Origin of the sequence: Cupriavidus sp. SK-3, from assembly GCF_000611145.1 — a bacterium.
Classification (GTDB): domain Bacteria; phylum Pseudomonadota; class Gammaproteobacteria; order Burkholderiales; family Burkholderiaceae; genus Cupriavidus.
On record NZ_JFJV02000129.1, the window covers coordinates 17,369 to 38,632 of the forward strand.

Consider the following 21,264-nt stretch of genomic DNA (forward strand, 5'->3'; position numbering starts at 1 on the left):
GCCGGCCGGGCAAAGTCATGTGCGCAGTCAGGCTACCAGCTTGCCAAGGCTTTCAACGGTCTTGACGCAGGCCTGGGCCGCTTCCTTGCCTTTCACTACGAAATGCTCGCTGAAGAAGCGGCGATGCTCTTCGTGCTCGTGGAAATCCTTCGGCGTAAGCACCGCCGACAGGACCGGCACTTCGGTGTCCAGCTGCACGCGCATCAGTCCGCTGATGACGGCATCGGCAACGAACTCATGGCGGTAGATGCCGCCATCGACCACAAAGGCGCTCGCCACGATGGCAGCGTATCGCCCGGTAGCGGCCAGTTTGCTGGCGTGCAAGGGAATCTCGAATGCACCGGGGACCTCGAACACATCGATCACATCGCGGGAAATGCCTTGCGCGGCCATTTCCGCGAGGAAGGCGTCGCGTGCGCGATGGACGATATCGGCATGCCACTGGGCATGGATAAACGCAAAGCGGTTGGCAGCGGGAGTGTGCCGCGGGTCCGGCAGGCCGGCAGCGGATTGTTGAAACGAGGAGTAGGGCTGATTCATGGGTTGCCTTTTAGCAGGGGTTACCAGAATCAGGGCGCACGAGCCCGCGCCCCCGCCGCTTCCGGGCAGAGGCATGAACGTCGCGATTCTCTTTCATCCGGACTATGACCGTCGGCTTCGGAATCACACCGAATCTGCTGACCCCGGCCTTGGGAAAGCCGGGCGCTCGCGGGCTTATGCGAATCAATCGCCATCACCGCCGGTGGGGACTTTCACCCCGCCCTGAGAACGCTGCTGCGGGCCTTGGCCCGCAGCGCAGGCGATTATACGCCGGGAATGCGGATCGGGTTTTGGCCAGAACGGACTAGTCCGGTCGCCATGGGAGGTATGGGCGCCAATCGAGCCGGCGACACCGCCGGGATGAGGCGCCCGACCGTCGCGGAGAACGTGTGGCACCGCACGTGCGGCGGCCGTAAAGTTGTCGCACAATGCAAACCTCATCCAGCTTGAACCTCAGAGGCGAAGTCGCCACTTCCATGAGGAGAGACGATGAACAGGATCATGAGCCGCCTGACCATCCTCGTCGCATTGGGTCTTTGCTCCACTGAAGGCGCGCAGGCGTCTGACATCGTTTGCAAGGCAGCCCGCCGGGGCGCCTCGGCCAGCTGCGAAGACACGGTGGCAGGCGGGCAGCGATGCGCGAAGCAAACGGGCAATCGTCGCCCGACCGCGGATTCCCTGATCTGCGATTACGCACTCCTCTCCATAGGATACGACCGCATCTACGCCGAGCAGCAGAGGCTGCTGCGCCATGGCGCGATTCGCCAGGCGGATATTGTTGCGTGGCGCAAAAAGCGCGACGCCTGCGATTCGGTGAGCTGCATGGACGATGTCTTCGCGCAATGGCACAGGTACGCCGCGCAGAGAAAGTCCACGCGAGTCGCCGCTCAACCGAAGGAGCGCGTCGCCATCCCGCTTCCGGAAAAGCCGCAGAATATCGAGGCGCGCGGCAAGCCAAGGCGTGCCGAAGTCGTGGCGTCCTTGCCGCCCAGGCAGAATTCGCAAGCGCCAGCTCCGCTGACCGTGACGCAACGCAGCACGGAACAGGCAGTACGCACCCCCACGACCGACACTTCGCTGCGGAATTTGCCGGTAAAGCCTCCGGTGATGCCGGCCGCAAGCAAGCCATCTCCCGTCGCCAGGGGCTCGTTTGGCGCGCTGGCTTGCGCTGGCGTGATCGGCGTGGGCCTGGCCTACCGGCGGACGCGCAAACGGCACGGCGGCTTCCCGAGAGAGCACGCACCGCACGCGCCCGTACCGGCGGCCAGACTCGTCCTGTTTGCGCTGATCGCCCTCAATTTGCTGCTTCTGCTCCTGGCGCTGGTGCCGGCGTAGGAAGCCATGCGTGCCGGGGCAAGTGGAAGCCAGGCTCATGACGCGCGCAAACCCGCAAGCCACGCGCGCCATCGGCACATACACACGCCCTGTGCTTCTTCAGCCGCCTCAGACTGGCAGCGGTTCACCATTGACGATCCACGGGGTGCCGAACCTGTCGGTCAGCATGCCCCAGCGCCTGGCCCAGAAGGCCGGCTGCATGGGCATGGTTACCTGGCCGCCGCTGGCGAGGGCAGCAAAGACCTGCTCCGCTTCCGCGGTGGTCGCGTAGTCGACGGCGATGGACACCCCCTTGATGCCTTCATAAGGCAGGTGCGCCGGGCAATCCCCCCCGAAAAGCGTGCCACCGCCAGGCAGCACGAGCCGCGCATGCAGGATGCGATGGGCGAACTCCTTCGGGATCTGGTCGGCCATGGGTGAGTCAGCGCCACTCATCAGCACTTCGAGCTTGCCATGGAGGGCTTGCTCGTAAAAGCGCATGGCTTCGGCGCAATTGCCGTTGAAGGCGAGGTATGCGATGGCTTGGGTCATATGGATTCCTTTCGCTGTTAGCTTGGTGATCACAGGGCCGAACCGGTCGTCCCCGCACTGGCACGACGCGTGGACAGGCCGCGGATCGACAGGGCTTGCCCTCTTGTTACAAATTTCCCGCACGTTGGGCTGGTCACACCCCGGGTTCCGCGGCGGCCCGCCGCGTCAGAACGGCGTGCATCGCCGCCGGCGTTCCCGCATGCCCGGTGCATTCGTAGCCCAGGCCTTTGAGATCGATACCGGTCAGCAGGGACTCTCCGGCGCCCAGCAGGGCCGGCACCATGGCCAGGTGCACCTCATCCACCAGGCCGGCGCGCAGATACTGCCGCACGCTCGCTACGCCTCCGCCAAGCCGTACGTCCCGCCCGCCTGCCGCATCCCTCGCCTGCTTCAGTGCATCATGGATACCTTCGGTGACGAAATGAAAGGTTGTGCCGCCGTCCATCGAGACCGATTTGCGGGGATGGTGGGTCAACACGAAGACCTCGGTGTGGTAAGGCGGATTGGGTCCCCACCATCCCTTCCAGAGATCGTCGGGCCATGGACCACGGACAGGACCGAACATATTGCGACCGATAATCCAGGCACCGACGTTGCTGAATCCGCGCGCCGCGAAATCGTCATCCACTCCCGTCGTACCGCCATCGCCGCCGAACAAGTGCTGGAACGTGCGCGTGGCGATGGCCCATTCATGCAACGCAGTGCCTCCCACGCCAAGCGGATCCGCCAGGCTCTGGCTTGGGCCGGCGCCGTAGCCATCAATAGATACCGAAAAGCAGTGAACTCTTAACCTGGACATACGTGCCTCTCCGTGAATGCCATGTCTTTTGGCGGACCAGCGCTCCGGCCCGGCCTGCGGATCGCAACGCGCGCCGCATCAAAGCTTATGACGATCGAGGGCACGTGGTATCGACAGGCGATCTGAAGAATATCGTCTCCCTCCGTGTTCCTTATCACCCCTTGCATCCCACAGCGGCATCGCCCCGTTTTCTGCCGATATAAGCGGAAGCTAAAACGTATCGGCCGGGTGGCGCGCTGGCCGGCCCGATAATCCTGGCCGACGATGTTGTTTAGCTCCCGGCCTACAATGAGAACTGGCAGCAGAAGGAATGCTACGCGGGGCTACTTGTTGAGTGGCGTGCATTCTCCCAGCCTGGAGTAGCCATGCCCTTCGATTTCCGCAGGCGCCACAATGATGTACCCCAGTGATCTCAGTAGCGTCACCGCTTCGATTTCGGCGTCGGCGTGAGGCGCTCGTTTCGAAGACGCTGCGAAGGTTGTGGCCGCTCTCGGCGTCGCATTGTCCGGAAGCTTGCGGGGCTGGCCGTCCTGGTTGCGGGCAACGAGCTCGCAGCGCTGCACATTGGGTCTCCAGGTGACCTCCACCGCAGTACAGAATTTGCCGGTGAAAAGCCCCAATTTCATGCTTGCTTTCAGCCACGCCACGAAGGACTCACGAGATGCAGGCTGATATCCTTGCAGCACAGTTTCAAGATCTTTCTGCAGCAATCCCTCCGTTTTGGGGGAAGGCTCTTCCAGCAGTGAGAGCTGCAGCGCGACGCGCTCGCGGTCAGCTTCCTGGTAGATCAGGCATTCCGCGTCAACCACGCCTTCGCGCAGCAGTTCGCACAGCAATGCCCAGCCCCTGGGATTCTTCTCAATGCAGCCTTCCAGGCCAGGGTCCAGGCTCGCCAGAATGGCCGCCATCGATTCGTGCCTGCCAGACGTGACTTCCACTGCGAAGGAACCGGCATTGCGTGACGGGCTAGCCCTGCGGTAGAGAATCTGCAGGGACTCGTCCTTGTATTCCTCGATCTCGGCAAGGGTCTCGGCGGCTTGGATCCAGGCGTAGTTCTCGATATTCTCAGCAAGCTTTCGCGCGGCCCTGGCCATGTCATACGCAAGAATGCCAACATAGCTCTTGCACGCGGCGCATTGGCACTGGAGACGCCCGTAATGCAGAAATCCGGCATACACCCGCTCCTGATGCCCGCAATGATCGCATTCGAGCGCAAAGCCGCCCTGGCGCGACGAGCGCTGGCTGGCAAGTAGCCCGTCAACCTGGTATCGCGCCGGGTGATCGCAGCACGGACAGTCCCAGATGATCTTGTGCGCCCCATCGCGCGCCGCCACCCTGCCAAACTGACGCTCCAGCGCACTGCGCGGAATGCCCTGCGCCCGTCCGAGCACGTCGGCCGAGTAGCGCCAGTAGAAGTAAGAGTGAGCGGCAGCTGCCACCTCGGGGCCGTGTTCGCGCAACTCTTGTAGCACGCGCGGTGTGTGCCGAATCCGTTCGGAGAGGCTATCGACCATGAGGGATCTGCCGGGAACAAGCGTCTCCAGGGCCTGGCGGCTCTGCTCGACAAAGGCAGGCACGTGAACGCGACGGATGATGTCTTCGTCCTTGAGCCAGCGCGAATGTCCCGGCAGCGCGTTAAGCGAATCGATGGCGTCCTTGAGTTCCGCTATCGGTGGACAGGCCAGGAACGTAAACGGCTTGCTGAACAGCAATGCATCTATCATCGCATCGTCTCCGGCAGAACGGCGCCCCGCCCCGGGCGTGGGCGGGGTGCCACGAAAGCGCCTATGGTCAGTCAGTCATTCGGCTCGGCACTTCTCAACTGATCCCGCAGCCTATGCACGCACGCCCGGCCATCGCTAAAAGTGGGCGCCAGTGGGCGGGGCCCCAACAGCGCGGTATCGATCAGCCCGGCCGCAGGCACCGCACTCTTCAGGCAGTGTTGCGGGCGCGCCATGGCCCGGACGTCGGCGGAGAGAAAACGGACGCAGCAATTGCGTCAGTAGCTTGCGCACACGATTTCCCCCCCGGAACGTGACGTGTGAACTGCGGACCTGCGCGATCAAGCGGCAATGGTATCAACAGGCTACTGCAGGGCCACCGCCGCCGGGGCGCGCGGATTTGCGCAGTGTCGTTTTACCTGTCTCTACAACGTTATCCCAAATTGGAGCAGGGGCAAGGCCAAATTCGGTTGCGGAGCCCCCACTCACGTGGGGGGTGCTCCATATGACTAGTCAAGCATGAGGGACGGAATGGATGCCGCCGCGCGGCGTGGCGAACAATTCGCCGGCTCGGCGCCATTTGCAGCAGAACGTCAGCGCCAGGCCGTGTTGATGCTGCATGGGCTGCGGCTCGCGAAGGCGAAGCAACGTTACGCCACCACGCGCAAGCCTTGCAGCCTGGCCCCCAACGCACTGCGCGGCTGACCCCAATGGCAGGCTTTCGTCCTAATCGCCGCCCTGTGGCCTCGAACAACCTCGGCCCAGACGGCGCCTGCCCGCCCAAGCTACTTGAAGGCCAATGCGCACAGTTCCTTCCCGCTGCCAGTGAGGCTTGCAATACCGGTTCCGTCTTCGCGAACCAGCACATCAACAATGCCCGCAGCCGAGAGCTCCGTGAGGTACCGACGAAGCGTACTCATCTGCATCCCGCTTTGTTTGCTTAGTTTCGCCAACGACCACGGCTTTTCAGGAGCGCCCTGTGCGGCACACCAAAGCTGTGCCAGCAGTTCTGCAAGAATGGGATCCATGCCAACATCATCGCCCGCAATTTCCGCCCCGAGAGGATTGGTATCTTCTCCGATATTTCTTTTAATCGCTGACATCTGCTCGCCTCTTCAACAATGCGCAACCTGCGCCCGCTCACGATAATAGTTTCTGCACTGGCAGGGATAGACTACAGAAGCTAACGCCACGTTGGAGCACAGATAGCGCACGCCCAATGCAGGCTCGCTAGCGAGCGCGACCCATGATATGCCCCCCCAGCCGCACTTCCGGCTCGCAGCTGGTCAGCTTCTGCATCGGCACGGTCCACGCGATCCTCAAGCAGATCAAGATATACCCCGGCGACCTTCGCGATTGCGTTGACACGGATGCGACCAAACGGGAGCACGTGGCAATCCGCCCGATGCCAAAGTCCCGCCGATCGTCATGCCGCGCCACTGCGCGTGCGCTAGCAGTCGCCCCTCCATGGGCCATGGCCCCATTCCAGAGGACTGTGCTTCTTTTTCTTCTCGCAAGGTGTACGCGTTGACAAGCTTCCGCGCCTACTAATATTCAGTCCACGGAAGGCGCAAGAACAAACGGTGTCCCGATCAGGCAAGCTGCATGGGATGCGCCTTTCCGAGACGTTTCTTTTAACAAACAGATAGAGGGCAATACCATGAGCAACAAACTGATCAAGACGCTTTTTTCCGTCACCCTTCTTGGCACGGCACTCCTTTCGATGGGTCAGGCAGGCGCCGTTACCGTGAAGGACAGTACCTTTTCCGGAGATGAATCCGGCTACAACCTGCATGTAGGTACTCGTGACCCGTACACCGACGGCGCCCGGGTTGACGGCGTCCGCGATCCCTATACCGACGGAGCCCGGATCGGCACCGCCCGTGACCCCTATACCGATGGCGCCCGCCGCCAGGCCGTGAACGTCTCCGACAAGACCTTTAGCGTCGCCGGTCGTGACCGCACCGGTGTCTCGGCACCTCCGGCCAACGCATCCGACAATAGCGAGCAGGCTGCCTGACTGTAACGGACTGTCACGTCATCCGAAGCCATATTGGAGAATTGCTCGCAAAGGCAATACCCTCGAGTCCAGGTACACATACTGAAACCTAAGCATCAAAATGAAACCTAGCATCAAACCGCGATTCCTTGCACTCGCCGGAGCTGCTGCTTTTGCCTCGTCGCTATCAGCAATCGCAGGTCCGGACTGGACCGTCATCGAGCGCGCGCGCGCCGCGGCGATACAGTCCAAGCAGCATCAAAATCAAAAGCCGTCCCAATTTTCAGGTAGCGCGACCGCCTCCGGCACTCCACAGAAGGCCGCATGACACGCTGCCACCTCCTTACTGCAAGAACATCAGGCTAGCGACCGCAGATCGAGATGCCGCCTCTGCATCTGTACCGAGCGTCAGAGACACCGGCCGCCATACCTGCTGCCTTTCTCTTCCTGATTGAATTGAGATAACCATGCAAACCGCGCTACTGAAAACGCTGCTCTCTACCGCACTTGTGTGCGCGAGCGCCATGACTGTTTTGCCAGCTCAAGCCACCGCGCCGAGGGACAGCACGTTCCCCGGTGACAAGTACGGCTATGACTTGCACCAGGGCAAGCGAGATCCCTTCACCGATGGTGCGCGCTTCGACCGCTCCCGCGATCCGTTCAGTGACGGCGCACGCGCCAATGGCCCGTCCGCTCCCCCGGCGGACATCAGCCATGCTGCAACCGTTCTCCCAGGCTCGATCCCGCTCGCCGGAATGGATCGAACCGGCCCCTCGGCGCCGCCGGGGCACGGTTCGGCTCCCGCAGACAGCATGCCTGCCTGAAAAGCGGTGATTCTGGCGTCGAGCAGATCGACGCCAATCAATCCGGTATATCAGTCCGGTATCTTTGACCTGACAAGCCCAAACTCGAGCAGCGCAGGAACAAAGCAGTGGTTCTTGACGCCGCGCGCGGACAACTTTGTCAGCACATATCGCTTGAGAAGCGACAACCCGGACCAGACGTCGGGAGTCATCGGTGCCAATTCGACCAGGGAGAATTGCGTCAGGATGGAGTCAGGAATCGCAGATACCCGATGCCATGGAGAGGCCGGGTCTGGCGTGAACTTCTCCGGCGTCTTGTTCAGATATTGCTGGACCAGGCGCTGAAGCTCCGACACGAAGCCCGTCTCCTTCCCATCCGCGGCCGCTGGGAAACCCGCGAGCATCTCACGCGCGTCGAGAGGAAGGGCCTGCCACTCCGCGAGAGAGAATGTGTATCCATAAAAGTCCAGATTGAACCGGACGCACATGGGTACGTATTTGAGGTTTTCGCACGCTTCTATCTCAAACACAAATAATGGCAATTTCTCATAAAGAAGCATGTCAATCCCCATAAACTGAAAACGCAGTGAGATGAAACTCCAACGCCCTTTTCCGTCATATCACGACGCAGGCAAACACCACGTCCAAGCCACATCCCGTCGCGCGCCTAAAGTATAGGACAACGGGGGAATTTCCATATACGGGGAACCGCACGTCATCGTCCTGGCCGGCCGGCCCATGCGAGAGGTGGCGGGCAGTGCAGGACCTCCGCCGGGTCCATGAGTACCCATGGCACTAGTCCCACCATCGTGTTGTGAGCAACCCCAGCGCAATCGCCTTCTGCACTGCCTGAAGCCTGCTCGAAACTTCCAACTTTCTCATCACATTACGCATGTGGTGCGACACGCCGTGCTTCGTAATGCCAAGAAGCCTCCCCGCTTCCCAGGAAGTCTTCCCCGCGGCAACCCACCTCAGGGTTTCTATCTCACGGGCGGTTAAACCCACTACAGAATTCTTCGACGAGAACAGGATGGACTTGACGGAATTGACGGTACGCTGCGCAATGGCCGGACCGTACAGTTTAGCGTTGCGAAATTCCGGGCCTTCCGCATTGAGCGGCCGCGCGCTCAGCAGAGCAAGGAATCCACCGGTCCCTCGTGGCGTATGCACGGCCAATATGATTGCCGCGCCCATTGTCGAGTCCGCCGGAAGTGAGAGATCGGGGCCTTCTCTCTGCGACTGGATAGGTCCGACCCATAGCATGGGCACCAATGAGTCGAGTGCCTCGCTCGCAAGCGTTGCAAGCACCGGGCTGTAATCCTGCAAAGTCGGATTTCGCCCGTTCGAGAGGTTTGTCAGGCTTCCAAACGAAGACTCCCTCCCCGTCACATACAGGTTGTACTGCAGGTGGAAATGCGTGAATCCGAGAAGACGGGTGGAGCGTTCCAGATTCCCAAAAATTTCCTGGATCTTACTGGACCGATCAATATTTTCCAGAATCTCTGTGTGAATATCCGCCAAGCCATCATCAACGGAGTCCTGCTTAAGATGAATCATACGTCCGAACAAGCGTTACCGCACCTGCAAAAAATCAAACTTCCACGCATGGACCGCGATACGCATCCCTCATGGCTCCGGAGGAAGTGTATAGGGGTTGCCTTGCGCCATCAGTTACAGACGAGCCATCTCCCCAAGAACACAGCTGGCACCAGCAAGAAGGGACGACAGGAAGCCGTCACGGTCTTTCAGGGAAGGTGCAAGTGCGACGCCTGCACCGAGGTTCGTCTTCCGGATCTTCCGGATCTTCCAGTTCGTGCGGCTACGCGACACTTCCCAGTGTCGATGGAATCCCAGGCCAGAGCACGCCTGGCGGCCTGGGCTTCCCGAATAAATAGCCTTGCCCGAAGCCAACACCACATGCGATCACGATCTCACGCTGCGCACCGGTTTCGATACCCTCCGCAACGACGTTGGCGCCAAATCGCGCAGCCAATCCGCATATCACTTCCACGATATCCTGGCTTCGCTTGTTCTCCACAATATCCACAATGAACGCTCTATCTATCTTTATGCAATCAAAATGAAAGAGCTTCAGATATAGCAAAGAAGAGAAGCCGACACCAAAGTCGTCGATACAAAGCCTGAAGCCACACCGATGCAGGCGGCCCATGGCCTCCGCCGCCCCATCAATGGCAGAGAGCAGCGTCCGTTCCGTCACCTCGATCTCGATCAGGCTTGGTTTGATATCGTTCCTCGCGGCAAATTCCAGCAACTGCTCGCGAAAGGCCGAACTGCATAGCTGCCTGGGCGTGGCATTGATACTCAATGGGAAACAACGCTCACCGACGGTGTATGGATCCAGCGCCTGTAGCGCTTGCGCTTGAATCTGATTGGCCAATGCCTCCGCCTCGAATACCTCCAGGAAATCGGCGGCACGCTGCACCGTATCTCCAGTCTTGCGGCGAAGCAATGCCTCATAGCCGAAGGTCTCGCCATCCGGTAGTCTCACTATCGGCTGGAGGTCAAAGAAGAACTTCTGGCTCGCGAGCGCTTGTCGCGCCTCGATGTACTCTCGGATCACATTTTCTCCGCGGATAATGTCACCAATCACATTCAGGTATCTGCAACAAGAGGCCTCAAGGATGCGGATCCGTTTTCCCTTCGCCTGACCAAGTGTGACGTTTAAAGTCTACCGCGATCCAGCAATCGCTCCAGCTACACCGTTGTGTAGTGGGTTCGCCAGGCGGAATCGACGCAGAGCCGCGTGCGGAGCACCCCAGGCAGCCTTCTTCGCACCGAGATATCAGGCTTGCCGCTCCAAGCGGCTCCGGCTCCTCTTCGGTCATTCCTGCGGCGGCGCGAGCGACTGACATCCCCGACCCGCACTAGTGATCCGACCGGCGGAGCCGCCTGGAACTGTACTGCTACAACGCGTAGTCCACTGTATGCGGGGCCAACAGGCCGTCACCGCTATGCTCCCAGTCAAGTAGAAGTCGCAAGTGCCCTGCCGGCCCCATCGATGCATCCCGGCAAATCACCGGCTGACAAGACAACGCCATGCGCGGCGTAAAGGACATTAAAGTGAGTACAGACACTAAGGCTGGAGTCCAAGATCCCTTTCTGTTTGAGAGCCCTTCTGCCTTCGATGCCATATCGACGCGCACGCCTGTCTGCCTGGATCAGCTGCAGCGGCCGCTCAAGAGCCTGCGCCTATCGGTGATTGACCAGTGCAATTTCCGGTGCACCTACTGCATGCCAAAGGAGATCTATACAAAGGATTATCCTTTCCTGAAGGCGGGATCCCGGCTTTCTTTCCAGCAGATGGTCTCGATTGCCAAAGGGTTCATCAGTCTGGGCGTCGAAAAGGTCCGGCTACCCGGCGGAGAACCGCTCCTGCGCAAGGATATTGAGAAACTCGTCGAAGCGCTTGCACGGCTTGCCACCCCTGATGGAAGGCCCGTCGAGATCGTGCTGACCACGAACGGCACACTCCTTGCGGCGAAGGCGCGGGCATTAAAGGATGCAGGCCTGGCCGGAGTAACCGTCAGCCTTGACAGCCTGGATGACGCGGTCTTCCGGCACATGAACGACGTCGGCTTCCCTGTCGGCAAGGTATTGGACGGCATAGAGGCCGCCCGGAACGCAGGGATCGATACGGTCAAAGTCAATACCGTTATTGAAAAGGGCGTCAATGATAGTCAGATTCTCCCACTGGCAAAATACTTCCGGCATAGCGGTGTGACCCCGCGCTTCATTGAGTTCATGGATGTGGGTGGTGCCGAGTCATGGTCCATGCAGCGTGTCCTGAGATCGGAAGACGTGAGGGACCGCATTGCGCAGGCATACCCCCTGGTTCCTCGCCCGGGATTTCGCGGCAGCGATACGGCGCAACGCTTTTTGTACGCCGATGGCGGCGGTGAAGTGGGGTTCATTTCGAGCGTTTCCAAGCCGTTCTGTGGCGACTGCACGCGGGCGCGGGTCTCCGCCGATGGCCGGATGTTCTTGTGTCTGTTTGCCGAGCGAGGCGTCGACCTGCGGCAGTGGCTCACCGAATCCACCTCACCAGAGGCACTGCGTGATGCGATTCGCTCACGCTGGGAGCGACGAGATGACCGTTATTCCGAGCTACGTACCGAGAGACTGGCCAGGAACGGAAAGAAGTCATATCCGACTGTCCGCATGTCGCTGGTCGGCGGCTAGGTGTTCCCATAGTCAGCTTTAACCCTTATGCATACGGTAAAGAGATGAGGCTAACAATCAAGTACTTTGCAAGTATTCGCGAGACCGCAGGGGTATCCGAAGAGGTAGTCCATGTTGATGCGGATTCGCTCACGGTCGACAGCCTCAAACAATGGCTTGCGCAGACAAGGCCAGCACTTCAAGACGCGTTTTCGGACGATCGCCCCGTACGGGTAGCCGTCGACCATGCCGTCCAGCACAGTGCCTTCCCGCTACTCGACGGAAGTGAGATCGCTTTCTTCCCGCCCGTTACTGGTGGCTGAATTTCTCTCGCAAAAGAGGGCCGCGCAAATCTCCAGGCGTTATTCCTGGAAGTGCGCAGGTCCTTGCCGGAAGGCGGGACGAATTTTTCACTTCGTTACGTCCGGGCTATTCTGCCATCCGCCACCCAGGGCCAGGAAGAGATTGATCTGGTCGATCGCCACCTCGCTATCCGAAGCCGCCACGGCCGCGTCAGAACCGGCCAACGTACGGTCTGCGTCGAGGCTGGACAGATAGGGCGCGCGGCCGGCCTGGTACAGGAGCCGATTCTGCCGCGCCGCCTCGCTCGCATTGTCCCGTGCCGCCCTCAGGGCCAGGTTGCGCTCCAACTCCTTGGTATAGGCGCTGAGCGCGCTTTGGGTTTCCTGCAACGCCTTGTGCACCACGCCATCGAAGTTCGCCAGCGCCGCATCGGCCCCCGCCTCCATGCGGTGAATGCGTGGCCGCACCCCGTTGGTGGGGAGGTTCCATGTCAGCATCGGGCCAAGGGCCCAGTGAGCGGTCTGCCCCGTACCGAGGTCGCTGAGCAGCCCAGTGAGGCCCGCTGATGCCCCAATGCTGACCGACGGATAGAGATCGGCCGTGGCCACGCCGATTTTTGCCGTAGCCGATGCAAGCTCGCGCTCGGCCTGCCGTACATCGGGCCGGCGCTTGAGCAGCGCAGCACCATCCCCCACCGGAATCGCCTGGCGCAGCCTCGGTTCCTCGTGGCACGCCGCTTCTGCCGCGGGAAGCGCAGCCGGCGGCTTGCCCAGCATGACGGCCAGCCGGTATGCGGCCTTCTCCTGCTCTGCCTTGAAGTGCGGAAGGCTGGCCCGCAAGGTCTCCGCCTGCGCCTGCGCGCGCAGCGCGTCGACCGGCTGCCCCCGGCCGGCGGCAACCATCTTGCGGGCGATGTCCACCCCGCGCTCCTGCAACGCCAGTTGCCGCTCGGCCACTTCATACTCATGCGTGGCCGCGCAGCCTTGCACATATGCACGCACGGTCTCTGCGACAACCCCGACGCGTGCCATGTCGAGCGCGGCCTGACTCGCCTCGGCGCTTGCAAGGGCCGCTTCGTCGGCACGTTCGAGCTTGCCGAAGAAATCAACCAGGTAGGACACGGAGAAGCCAACGTCGCCAATGCTGAAGACCGGTATCTTATCCTTCATCAGGAAGCTCTCGCCAGAGATCTGCGTGCGCTCTGTTGCCGCGGAGATGCTTGCCTGCGGGAGGTTGTCCGCTTCCACCTCGTGATACATCGCGATGGCCCGCCGCAGGTTAGCCGCAGCGACCCGCAAATCGGTATTGGCAGTGAGCGACTCCCGGACCAGCTTGTCCAGCTTCGGGTCGTCGTACAGGCGCCACCAGGCGTCCGGCACCGGCGCTAGGGAAACCGCCGGATGCTTCGTACCAAGCAAGGGGCCATTGGCCTGCGGCGCGTGCACGGCGGCATGCGCCGGCACATGGTAATCAGGACCGACCGTGGTACAGGCATGCAATAGCGGCATCAGTACCGGTAGCAGGGCAAGGCTGAGTCTCTTCTTCATTTTGACTTCTCCGGTTGCGCCACGCCTGGATGCGCCCGCCCTGCCACTAGCGCTTCCCGCACGGCAACTGTCGCGGTACGGCCGGACACAAGCCGTACGCCGGACGGCACGTCATCAAGCGCGATGCGCACCGGCACGCGTTGCGCCAGTCTCACCCAGTTGAAGGTAGGATTCACATTCGGCAGCAAATTGGATCCACTGCTGCGGTCGCGATCTTCGATGCCGGCCGATATGCTCTGAACGTGTCCGTGCAGATGCTCGCCCTCGCCCATGATTAGCACGTCCACCGGATTGCCAATACGTATGCGATGCAGCTTCGTCTCTTCGAAGTAGCCCTCCACGTAAATGGAGTCCGCATCGATCATCGAAAGCACCGGCCGGCCGGCCGTGGCATAGTCTCCCAGCCGTGGCAGCCGGTCATTGAGATTGCCGTTCACCGGGCTAACGACGTTTGTACGGGCAAGGTTGAGCCGCGCGAGGTCGACGGCTGCTTCGGCTTGCACCAAGGCGGCCGCGGCCTGATCGACCTTGGCGAAGCCCTCTTCGACGACCTCCTTCGAGACCACCTCGGACAGGGTGCGGTTGCGCTCTGCCTCCCTGCGTAGCTGCGCCAGCGAGACGCGCTGCGCAGCCGCCGTAGCCAAGGCCTGCCGCAAGGCAAGCGCATAGCGGGCCTGGTCGACCACGAAAAGGAGCTGCCCACGCGTCACCTGCTGGTTGTCCTTGACCAGGATACGCGTCACCAGCCCCGACACATCAGGCGCGATCTGCACGATATCGGCACGCACATGACCGTCACGCGTCCACGGCGCGTTGGTGTAGTAATCCCATAGATGCCTGGCGACAAACAAGGCAACTGCCGTGGCGATTAACGTCAGCACCACAGAGCCGAGCGAACGAAGATGGATTTTCATGATTGAAGCGAACGCGCAATGGCGACTACGCCGCCCAGCACGATAAGGTAGATAGCGAGATTGAAGAGCGACCGATGCCACACCAACCGGTAGAAGCCGAGGCGGGCGAGCAGCGCGCGCATGCAGGTAGCGATAGCGAAGGTCACCAGCATCAACGCCAGCAGGGTAGGCACGAAGACGCCATAAACGTCGATCTCGCCGCTCAGCATGTTCCCTCCGTGTACAGCGCGGTTTCCGAAGGCCATTGCCGGATCAAGGTGATACCTCCTGCGATTCTTTCCCTATCGGATACAAGGTCAGCCGGAGCACCACCAGGGCAGCCAGAGCATGTCGAGTGCCGTCACCCGGGAAGGCGGCAAGTTCTCCGATGGCCCTCTCGATACATGCGCGGAGCATGGCTGGCGACTCCGAACCCGTCCCGGTTCCGAGCCGGGCGCGAAAATCGCTCGCGACCGCGTTCAACACACCGGTTACCGCCCTGCGCGCCTGGGGTCGCATGGCGGACAGACCGCGCCGCAGGGCCAGCAAGCTGAATCCGACCTGCAACTCGGCGAAACCATCCGAAGGCATGTTCCCGACGCTTGCCGTCAGCCGCGGCGCAAGTTGGTTGAGCCGGTCCACCATGCGGCCACCCAGCTTTGCCACTTTTGGTGCTTCGCTGCAGGTGGCAGCCTGCGCCAGGTCCTTCCAGCTCGCGCGGATCAGGCGGCGCGCCGCGACTCGGGCGCCAAACGGCCGGGTCGCCATGGCCCACAGGGGCGCGAACAGCATGCCGACGATGCTCGCCAGGCTACCGTTGATGGTGGCAAGAAAGTTGGCGTCAAAGACACTCTGAAAGTTCGCGAAGGACGCCGTATTCAGCGACAACAGCAGCGCGATGAGACTGAACCCCGGCCTTGGCAGCAGCAAGCCGATCCCGAGGTATGGCACTGCCAGCATGCCAGCAAGCGTCACGAAATCATGTGCATATGGCACCACCGCGAACAGGTAAAAGGCGGACACGGCGAAACAGACGCCGCTCCACCGCAAAAAGGAATACGCCGCCGACCGTGGCTCCTCAATCGTGGCAAAGAAGCAACTGGTGACTGCCGCCAACACGACGGCCCCGGCCCCGGCCTCCCACTGCGACACGATCCACAGCAGGCCCGCGCAAAAAACAGCAAGACTGGTGGAGCAGGCATAGAAGAGCAGCATGCCATGATCATGGTGACTGGCACGGTCGGCGGACGGCCCGCGCACCCTTAGCGGAGACTCGCTGGATCCGGTGGTCCGGTCGCCAATGCTGCGTTGCAGTGTCCGGCAATCTTCGCCCAACGCCGCCAGCGCGAGCAACTGATCGTTGGCGGTAGCCACCAGGCTCGCATGCCAGTCCGGTGCCATCCCATTCGCGGCGAGGGGCGTGGCTGGCGGTATCTGGGTCGGTGCCGGACCGTAAAAGCCTCCGCGGATCCAGCGGGACATGTCGGTCATATGGCGGGCCAGGTTCTCGGGGATGCCAGCCAGTTGACTCCGCAACGCCGGCACTACACCTGCCAATGACGACAGCAGCGGTAACAGCATGGCCATCCGCTCCCGCAGTGCGCGGGCATTACGCAGGGACTCGGTACCCTCGGTGTCATAAGAGAGTTGCTTGATCAACTGGTCTATCGTGGAAATGCCGGATACCAGGCGATCCCGATTTTCATGCGAGATAGCATTCGAGTCCGGCGCGGCCGACAGAATTTCCGTTGCCCACTGCCCCGCGTCGCCGAGCCAGACAGCCGCCCTGTCGCGCAAGGTCGGCGCCACTTTCGTGGGGAAGAACAAGGCACTCACCATGCCGGCGCAGACGATCCCGATGACGATTTCCTCGACGCGAGCGATGGCCAGGTCGAAGATTTCCGCAGGCTGGCTGACCGCCGGCAGCGCAACGATAGGCAGTGTGTACGCAGCCAGAAGGAAGATGTAGTTGCGCGGTGCCCGATCAAGCAGGGAGAGATAGAGCAGCGCGCCAGACCAGAGCGAAATCGCCCCCATTAGCAACACAGGCGCATTGACCAGGAGGGGCACCGTCACCACCGCGGCGGTTGCGCCCAACAGCGTGCCCACTACGCGATAGGCCGCCTTGGCACGCGTCGCTCCCGTCACCGGACTGGACACGAGATAGACCGTTGCCATTGCCCAGTAGGGCCGGGGCAATGCAAGGGCGAGCGCGATGTACAGCGCCAGCATCGCTGCCGCATACACCTTTAGCGAAAAAAGCCATTGCCGTGCACTCAGCCAGCTAGCCATATTGCACACCTGTAGTCACGATTGATTCCATTTAGCATCGCCCATCACCACGCGCTCCGAGCCACAGCGACGGGCTGCATGAAGAAGCTTTAGCCAGCGTCCGGTCTCGACCCGGCGACTGCAAATCGCAGCCTTCCGATGTGTCGACGTTTCTCCGCACTGGCAGCGCGCAACCGGGCCGATAATCAGCGTGCCGGATCACGTAGCCATCCCTTGCGCCCTGATCCGCTGCGGGCAGGTATGGCCTGTGCATCATCAAATTCGACCATAACTCGCGCTCCCTTGTATCACCCGCCTGTCGAAGCGAAGTGCGTCGCAAAGTTGCCGGGCAGGTAGGTGCAGTCCAACTGATCTCGAATGATTCCCTCCCACGCGGTCATGCAGGACTTGGTGGCTCCGGGAAGACAGAACAGCAACTTCCCATTCGCGTACCCGGCCAGCGCACGGGACTGGATCGTTGCGCTACCGACCTCCCCGTAGGAAAGCTGCCGGAAGATCTCCCCGAAGCCGGTTATCTCTTTGTCCAGCAGTGGCCTCACCGCCTCCGGGAGAGAATTCCCCAGGGAGAAGCCCGTGCCACCATTGCTGATGATCACCTGAATCCGGGAATCGGCAATCCACTCGCTAAAGATGCGCCGAATCTCGTAGATGTTGTCCTTGACAATATCGCGGTCTACACATCGATGCCCCTCACGTGAGAGTGCATCTACCAGATAGTCGCCTGAGCTATCATCATCCGGTGTTCGCGTGTCGCTCACCGTCATCACTGCACAGTTCAGGAACATATTATTTGCGTGATTCATTCGGTCTTTTCTTCCAGCCTCATTACGACGCAGCGCGCTTCCCGATCGCATCCTGGAGCCTGTGGCTTGGGGCGTGATTACGCTCAGATCCCGGTGTACTCAACGAAGCCGTCCTTCCTGCAGAAGCTCACAAGCTTCATGCCCGCCTGCTCGGCGATGCTGATTGCCAGGGAGGTGGGCGCGGAGATCGTGGCAAGCATTGGAATATTCATTCGCGCTGTCTTTCGCACCAGCTCGTAGCTGGCGCGGCTCGACAGAAAGACGAAACCCGCCTTCATGTCGACCCTTTTCATGGCCAGGGCACCGATGAGCTTGTCGAGGCCGTTGTGGCGGCCCACGTCCTCGTACACGGCGAGAATTTCTCCATCCGGATTGCACCAGGCAGCCGCGTGCACGCCGCCGGTCGCTCGCATAAGCAACTGATGGTCCTGTAGTGCCTCGGCAGCACGCGCAATGACGACATTCGTCGCGTCAACGTGCATCGCCGGTGGTTCAATGCGTTCCGGGTGCAAGTCCAGAAGTTCGATACTCTCGATTCCGCATACGCCGCAGCCAGTCCTTCCGGCAAGCGCGCGTCGTCGCCCCTTCAATGCGAGAAAGGATGGCTGTCCCACGGTCAGCTGCACCTCGGCGCTATCCTCGCGCATGAGTACCTCGATATCGAAGATCTCGCGGGCACTGCCGACAATTCCCTCGGTAAGCGCGAATCCAACTGCAAAGGCCTCCAGATCGCGCGGGGTCGCCATCATCACGGCATGTGAGATGCCGTTGAACACCAAGGCGGTTGGAAACTCCTCGGCCACCTTATCGTTGTCCCGTGTCTGTATCACGCCACGGTGACGTACGATCTCGCGCTCCCTGAATCCGCTGCGCTCGCTCCGGTCTTCGCAGTACATTGGCTTGCCCCTGGAAATAGTCAGCGCGGCGACGATCGCCGCTCACTCGTAGTAGAAGTGAATTGCACTGAAGCCATTGTACGAACCGGTCGCCGGACGCGAAGATACAGAATGACCAACAAGCAAGGACTACAGATGCAGTCGTCGAAAAGCGATTGCGAGGTCGGGTTCAGCCGGGCGCTTGTCATTGTGGCTTGCGTGAATCAAGACAGCCCTGTCGCGGAGACAGGACGCAGCCACCTCCGGATCGTTGTTCGATCGAGGCGAAGGCAGGCCAGGAATATGAGAGAAAGGGCGCCCGGCGAATGGGGAATCAACACGGCCGCTACCCTCTGAGGAGCCGGTCAAGAGAGTGCCAAGGCCGACACTTACCCACCGCCGAAACAACACCGGCAATGTAGTCCTGGGCGTGGGGGAGTCGCGGCTGATGGCAGGCGAGGGGATCCGCACTCTGGGGTACTCTCTGCCCAAGTGCGCCTTACTTCTGCGCAGGCACCTCGGGCTGCCGGCACCAACACTTGGTGAATATCTTTGAAGCGCCGCAGCACGATCCGCCCGGCCGTCGAGATCCGGCACGTCGCGGGGACAGCGCAAGCTGTCGTTTATTATTTGAAATGATTAGATTTGGCTGGAAGACAGGATGCTGCACATAAAAATAACAACGCCACCAAGCGCGATCAGAAACTCCACCGCCACCAGATATCTGTTCGAATCCGAATTTTCGTTCATTCCCAAACCCTCTCGCATTGTGTGACTGGCGGCCCACTCAAACCACCGCAGCGGCGCAATGAGCCGTACGTGTATCAGGCTACTGATTCCGCGATTCTCGAACGGCACGCATCCAGTAATTGCACGAGTGCTATCGACGGACGAGACGCACTGCAAGAGTAGACGCCAGTGGCGTTGGGAGGGGCATACAGGGGGGCGAAGAAGCGGGGATAACAGTCTCGCGGCGTTGCGGAAGTTCGCTCGCTCCGGCTGCCGCGCAAGTGCCTGTCAATGCCCAAATCGTCCTAGAAATGCGCCTTTGGCCGCATTCATTCGCGTGCCGGAGGAGGCGCACGGCCTCCAATCGAAACTCAAATGCAAGAGGTAACTATCTTGCCAAGCGTGATCAAGGCATTCTCCAACTGCGGCGTCCAGGCGTAGCTATAATTAAGACGAATGAAATTCTTGAACCCATTGGATGGGGAGAACATATAGCCCGGTCCGACCGTGATTCCCTGCTCGAGGGCGCTGCGATACAACCTCATGGAGTCTACGCTGTCCGGTAACTCGACCCAGAGGACATAGCCACCCATGGGGTGCGAAGTACTTGTTCCGGCGGGGAAAAAACGATTCACCATGGACACCATGATGCTAGCTTGCTGAGCGTAGGTACGCCTCACCTTTCGAAGGTGATGATCATATCCGTCATTTTTTAAATACTCGGCAATTGCCATCTGCGGGAGCGAGGGGGTCGTCAGTGTATTGAGGAATTTCAGCTTTTCCACTTTATCGCGATACCGTCCAGGCATGGCCCAGCCGATGCGATGGGCGACTGCAAGGCTCTTCGAGAAGGAAGCGCAATATAGAACCAGTCCTTTTTCGTCATAGGACTTCAGCGAACCGGGATGGCTCTCTCCATAATAAAGCTCGTTGTAGACATCGTTCTCTATGACTGGAATATCGTGTTCGGAAAGTAGCTTTACCAGCGCCCGCTTCTTCTCATCCGGCATCTGAAAGCCAAGAGGATTATGGAAATTTGGCATCACCATGCAAGCGGCAATCTTCTGTCCGCTGATTATCTTCGAAAGCGCACCCAGATCGATGCCCTCGCGAGGATCGGTCGCGACCTCGATTGCCTTCATCCCCATGCGCTCTATCGCATGCAGCATTGCGTAAAACGTCGGCGACTCGACGGCCACAGTGTCCCCATGCTGAGCCACCGCTTGCAGGCATAGGTTAATAGCCTCGGTTGCCCCGACCGTCACAATTATCTCGTTCGGGTCGACGGAAAGTCCATTTTCCAGGTGCCGCCGCGCAATTTGCCTTATCAATTGCGTGTTTCCGGGTGGCAAATCATCCATGACATCCCAGTGCGGATGCCGGCGCGCTATCGTGCTTGCATATTGATTAAGGCGCCGCCAGGGAAACAGGGACGGGTCGGGATAGGGAGAACCAAAGGGAACGGCATTGTGGCCGCGTATCGACCTAAGTGTGGATAACACAAGCCTACTAACATCAACCTCCGCGGAAATCGGAATCGGCTGCGATGCTCGCAGTTCCATGCCGACCGGCTCGCCTGCGCGCCGTCGCACAAAATAGCCGGACTGTGGCCGACTCTCAATAATGCCCTTGCTCTCCAGATGCACATAGGCACGTATCACCGTCGTCATGCTGACCTGGTGGTGCAGGCTGGTTTGCCTCACGGAAGGTATCTTTTCTCCCGGCAGGAGCACCCCATGCGAGACCATGGCCTCGATCTCGGCAACAAGTTTCTCATATAGTTTCAAGCCGCCATCTCCTCAAGCTCGTGAGGAAGACCGAAGTAGATCCGCCGCCACTTCGGTACGGTTTTCATTATAGTCATCAGGATGGCCGGAACGATAGCGGACAAACGCCTGACTGGCACTGAGTGCGT

The 21,264-nt window shown here is 60.5% G+C and carries 21 protein-coding genes and 1 riboswitch; of the genes, 6 read left to right on the forward strand and 15 right to left on the reverse strand.

The genetic code is table 11. The features are described from left to right. Positions 1 to 27: 27 nt before the first annotated feature. Positions 28 to 540: a 6,7-dimethyl-8-ribityllumazine synthase gene (locus tag CF70_RS13620; RefSeq protein ID WP_051648380.1), complete on the reverse strand. Its 513-nt coding sequence runs from the start codon at positions 538 to 540 to the stop codon at positions 28 to 30. 80 nt (positions 541 to 620) lie between these two features. Further along, a riboswitch (FMN riboswitch) is annotated at positions 621 to 774 on the reverse strand. 255 nt (positions 775 to 1,029) lie between these two features. Here CF70_RS13620 and CF70_RS33810 point away from each other — a divergent pair. Next, complete coding sequence (locus CF70_RS33810) at positions 1,030 to 1,875, forward strand: hypothetical protein (protein ID WP_051648382.1); 846 nt, start codon at positions 1,030 to 1,032, stop codon at positions 1,873 to 1,875. Between the two features lie 108 nt (positions 1,876 to 1,983). Here the strand turns inward: CF70_RS33810 and CF70_RS13630 are convergent, their stop codons facing one another. From CF70_RS13630 to CF70_RS13640, 3 genes are all read right to left on the reverse strand, one after another. After that, positions 1,984 to 2,406, reverse strand: a complete 423-nt coding sequence (locus CF70_RS13630; protein ID WP_035865221.1) for a VOC family protein — start codon at positions 2,404 to 2,406, stop codon at positions 1,984 to 1,986. A gap of 133 nt (positions 2,407 to 2,539) precedes the next feature. Continuing rightward, positions 2,540 to 3,205 carry a dihydrofolate reductase family protein gene (locus CF70_RS13635; protein ID WP_035865223.1) on the reverse strand — a complete coding sequence of 222 codons (666 nt, stop codon included), beginning with the start codon at positions 3,203 to 3,205 and terminating at the stop codon, positions 2,540 to 2,542. A gap of 323 nt (positions 3,206 to 3,528) precedes the next feature. Then, on the reverse strand, positions 3,529 to 4,929 hold the full coding sequence (locus CF70_RS13640; RefSeq protein ID WP_035865224.1) for a hypothetical protein: 1,401 nt from the start codon (positions 4,927 to 4,929) through the stop codon (positions 3,529 to 3,531). A gap of 528 nt (positions 4,930 to 5,457) precedes the next feature. On the opposite strand from CF70_RS13640, the gene CF70_RS36600 reads away from it, so the two are divergent. Beyond that, positions 5,458 to 5,631, forward strand: a complete 174-nt coding sequence (locus CF70_RS36600; protein WP_160172258.1) for a hypothetical protein — start codon at positions 5,458 to 5,460, stop codon at positions 5,629 to 5,631. Positions 5,632 to 5,711: 80 nt separating this feature from the next. On the opposite strand, the gene CF70_RS13645 is transcribed toward CF70_RS36600, so the two are convergent. Further along, entirely contained in the window at positions 5,712 to 6,029 is a 318-nt protein-coding gene (locus tag CF70_RS13645; protein WP_235185033.1) for an ArsR family transcriptional regulator, read from the reverse strand. 557 nt (positions 6,030 to 6,586) lie between these two features. Here CF70_RS13645 and CF70_RS13650 point away from each other — a divergent pair. Further along, positions 6,587 to 6,946: a hypothetical protein gene (locus CF70_RS13650; protein ID WP_035865225.1), complete on the forward strand. Its 360-nt coding sequence runs from the start codon at positions 6,587 to 6,589 to the stop codon at positions 6,944 to 6,946. Between the two features lie 446 nt (positions 6,947 to 7,392). Further along, positions 7,393 to 7,749, forward strand: a complete 357-nt coding sequence (locus CF70_RS13655; protein ID WP_035865227.1) for a hypothetical protein — start codon at positions 7,393 to 7,395, stop codon at positions 7,747 to 7,749. 50 nt (positions 7,750 to 7,799) lie between these two features. Here CF70_RS13655 and CF70_RS13660 read toward each other — a convergent pair whose 3' ends face one another. The 3 genes from CF70_RS13660 to CF70_RS13670 form a co-directional block, all read right to left on the reverse strand. Then, the gene (locus tag CF70_RS13660; protein WP_035865291.1) at positions 7,800 to 8,288 is read right to left on the reverse strand and encodes a nitrate reductase associated protein; all 489 of its coding nucleotides are present in this window, start codon (positions 8,286 to 8,288) and stop codon (positions 7,800 to 7,802) included. 235 nt (positions 8,289 to 8,523) lie between these two features. Further along, on the reverse strand, positions 8,524 to 9,285 hold the full coding sequence (locus CF70_RS13665; protein ID WP_035865229.1) for a helix-turn-helix transcriptional regulator: 762 nt from the start codon (positions 9,283 to 9,285) through the stop codon (positions 8,524 to 8,526). 262 nt (positions 9,286 to 9,547) lie between these two features. Further along, positions 9,548 to 10,309, reverse strand: coding sequence for an EAL domain-containing protein (locus CF70_RS13670; protein ID WP_035865231.1), 762 nt, complete (start codon positions 10,307 to 10,309; stop codon positions 9,548 to 9,550). Positions 10,310 to 10,785: 476 nt separating this feature from the next. Here CF70_RS13670 and moaA point away from each other — a divergent pair, with 476 nt between their 5' ends. Both moaA and moaD read left to right on the forward strand, forming a co-directional pair. Continuing rightward, complete coding sequence (moaA, locus tag CF70_RS13675) at positions 10,786 to 11,928, forward strand: GTP 3',8-cyclase MoaA (protein WP_081862166.1); 1,143 nt, start codon at positions 10,786 to 10,788, stop codon at positions 11,926 to 11,928. 44 nt (positions 11,929 to 11,972) lie between these two features. Further along, positions 11,973 to 12,230 (forward strand): molybdopterin converting factor subunit 1, encoded by a 258-nt coding sequence (gene moaD / locus CF70_RS13680; RefSeq protein ID WP_035865234.1) that lies wholly within the window; start codon positions 11,973 to 11,975, stop codon positions 12,228 to 12,230. A gap of 87 nt (positions 12,231 to 12,317) precedes the next feature. Here the strand turns inward: moaD and CF70_RS13685 are convergent, their stop codons facing one another. The 7 genes from CF70_RS13685 to CF70_RS13715 all read right to left on the reverse strand — a co-directional run bounded on the left by CF70_RS13685 (position 12,318) and on the right by CF70_RS13715 (position 21,136). Further along, a complete protein-coding gene (locus CF70_RS13685) occupies positions 12,318 to 13,757 on the reverse strand; it encodes an efflux transporter outer membrane subunit (protein ID WP_035865236.1) in 1,440 nt (479 codons plus the stop codon). Continuing rightward, a complete protein-coding gene (locus CF70_RS13690; protein WP_035865238.1) occupies positions 13,754 to 14,671 on the reverse strand; it encodes an HlyD family secretion protein in 918 nt (305 codons plus the stop codon). The genes CF70_RS13685 and CF70_RS13690 overlap by 4 nt, the downstream gene beginning before the upstream one ends. Then, positions 14,668 to 14,880 carry a DUF1656 domain-containing protein gene (locus CF70_RS13695; RefSeq protein WP_200876745.1) on the reverse strand — a complete coding sequence of 71 codons (213 nt, stop codon included), beginning with the start codon at positions 14,878 to 14,880 and terminating at the stop codon, positions 14,668 to 14,670. Before CF70_RS13695 ends, CF70_RS13690 begins: the two co-directional genes overlap by 4 nt. Positions 14,881 to 14,923: 43 nt before the next feature. Then, positions 14,924 to 16,942, reverse strand: a complete 2,019-nt coding sequence (locus CF70_RS13700) for an FUSC family protein (protein WP_035865240.1) — start codon at positions 16,940 to 16,942, stop codon at positions 14,924 to 14,926. A 287-nt stretch (positions 16,943 to 17,229) separates the two neighbouring features. Continuing rightward, positions 17,230 to 17,745: a molybdenum cofactor synthesis domain-containing protein gene (locus CF70_RS13705; protein WP_035865243.1), complete on the reverse strand. Its 516-nt coding sequence runs from the start codon at positions 17,743 to 17,745 to the stop codon at positions 17,230 to 17,232. A gap of 83 nt (positions 17,746 to 17,828) precedes the next feature. Next, positions 17,829 to 18,641: a formate dehydrogenase accessory sulfurtransferase FdhD gene (fdhD, locus tag CF70_RS13710; protein WP_035865245.1), complete on the reverse strand. Its 813-nt coding sequence runs from the start codon at positions 18,639 to 18,641 to the stop codon at positions 17,829 to 17,831. Positions 18,642 to 19,720: 1,079 nt separating this feature from the next. Continuing rightward, the gene (locus CF70_RS13715; RefSeq protein ID WP_035865246.1) at positions 19,721 to 21,136 is read right to left on the reverse strand and encodes a PLP-dependent aminotransferase family protein; all 1,416 of its coding nucleotides are present in this window, start codon (positions 21,134 to 21,136) and stop codon (positions 19,721 to 19,723) included. Between the last annotated feature and the right edge of the window lie 128 nt (positions 21,137 to 21,264).

Excerpts from the sequence above, each read along its gene's own strand:
- CF70_RS13620 (WP_051648380.1), bottom strand. The coding sequence starts at position 540 with ATGAATCAGCCCTACTCCTCGTTTCAACAATCCGCTGCCGGCCTGCCG.
- CF70_RS33810 (WP_051648382.1), top strand. The coding sequence starts at position 1,030 with ATGAACAGGATCATGAGCCGCCTGACCATCCTCGTCGCATTGGGTCTT.
- CF70_RS13630 (WP_035865221.1), bottom strand. The coding sequence starts at position 2,406 with ATGACCCAAGCCATCGCATACCTCGCCTTCAACGGCAATTGCGCCGAA.
- CF70_RS13635 (WP_035865223.1), bottom strand. The coding sequence starts at position 3,205 with ATGTCCAGGTTAAGAGTTCACTGCTTTTCGGTATCTATTGATGGCTAC.
- CF70_RS13640 (WP_035865224.1), bottom strand. The coding sequence starts at position 4,929 with ATGATAGATGCATTGCTGTTCAGCAAGCCGTTTACGTTCCTGGCCTGT.
- CF70_RS36600 (WP_160172258.1), top strand. The coding sequence starts at position 5,458 with ATGGATGCCGCCGCGCGGCGTGGCGAACAATTCGCCGGCTCGGCGCCA.
- CF70_RS13645 (WP_235185033.1), bottom strand. The coding sequence starts at position 6,029 with ATGTCAGCGATTAAAAGAAATATCGGAGAAGATACCAATCCTCTCGGG.
- CF70_RS13650 (WP_035865225.1), top strand. The coding sequence starts at position 6,587 with ATGAGCAACAAACTGATCAAGACGCTTTTTTCCGTCACCCTTCTTGGC.
- CF70_RS13655 (WP_035865227.1), top strand. The coding sequence starts at position 7,393 with ATGCAAACCGCGCTACTGAAAACGCTGCTCTCTACCGCACTTGTGTGC.
- CF70_RS13660 (WP_035865291.1), bottom strand. The coding sequence starts at position 8,288 with ATGCTTCTTTATGAGAAATTGCCATTATTTGTGTTTGAGATAGAAGCG.
- CF70_RS13665 (WP_035865229.1), bottom strand. The coding sequence starts at position 9,285 with ATGATTCATCTTAAGCAGGACTCCGTTGATGATGGCTTGGCGGATATT.
- moaA (WP_081862166.1), top strand. The coding sequence starts at position 10,786 with ATGCGCGGCGTAAAGGACATTAAAGTGAGTACAGACACTAAGGCTGGA.
- moaD (WP_035865234.1), top strand. The coding sequence starts at position 11,973 with ATGAGGCTAACAATCAAGTACTTTGCAAGTATTCGCGAGACCGCAGGG.
- CF70_RS13685 (WP_035865236.1), bottom strand. The coding sequence starts at position 13,757 with ATGAAGAAGAGACTCAGCCTTGCCCTGCTACCGGTACTGATGCCGCTA.
- CF70_RS13690 (WP_035865238.1), bottom strand. The coding sequence starts at position 14,671 with ATGAAAATCCATCTTCGTTCGCTCGGCTCTGTGGTGCTGACGTTAATC.
- CF70_RS13695 (WP_200876745.1), bottom strand. The coding sequence starts at position 14,880 with ATGCTGAGCGGCGAGATCGACGTTTATGGCGTCTTCGTGCCTACCCTG.
- CF70_RS13700 (WP_035865240.1), bottom strand. The coding sequence starts at position 16,942 with ATGGCTAGCTGGCTGAGTGCACGGCAATGGCTTTTTTCGCTAAAGGTG.
- CF70_RS13705 (WP_035865243.1), bottom strand. The coding sequence starts at position 17,745 with ATGAATCACGCAAATAATATGTTCCTGAACTGTGCAGTGATGACGGTG.
- fdhD (WP_035865245.1), bottom strand. The coding sequence starts at position 18,641 with ATGTACTGCGAAGACCGGAGCGAGCGCAGCGGATTCAGGGAGCGCGAG.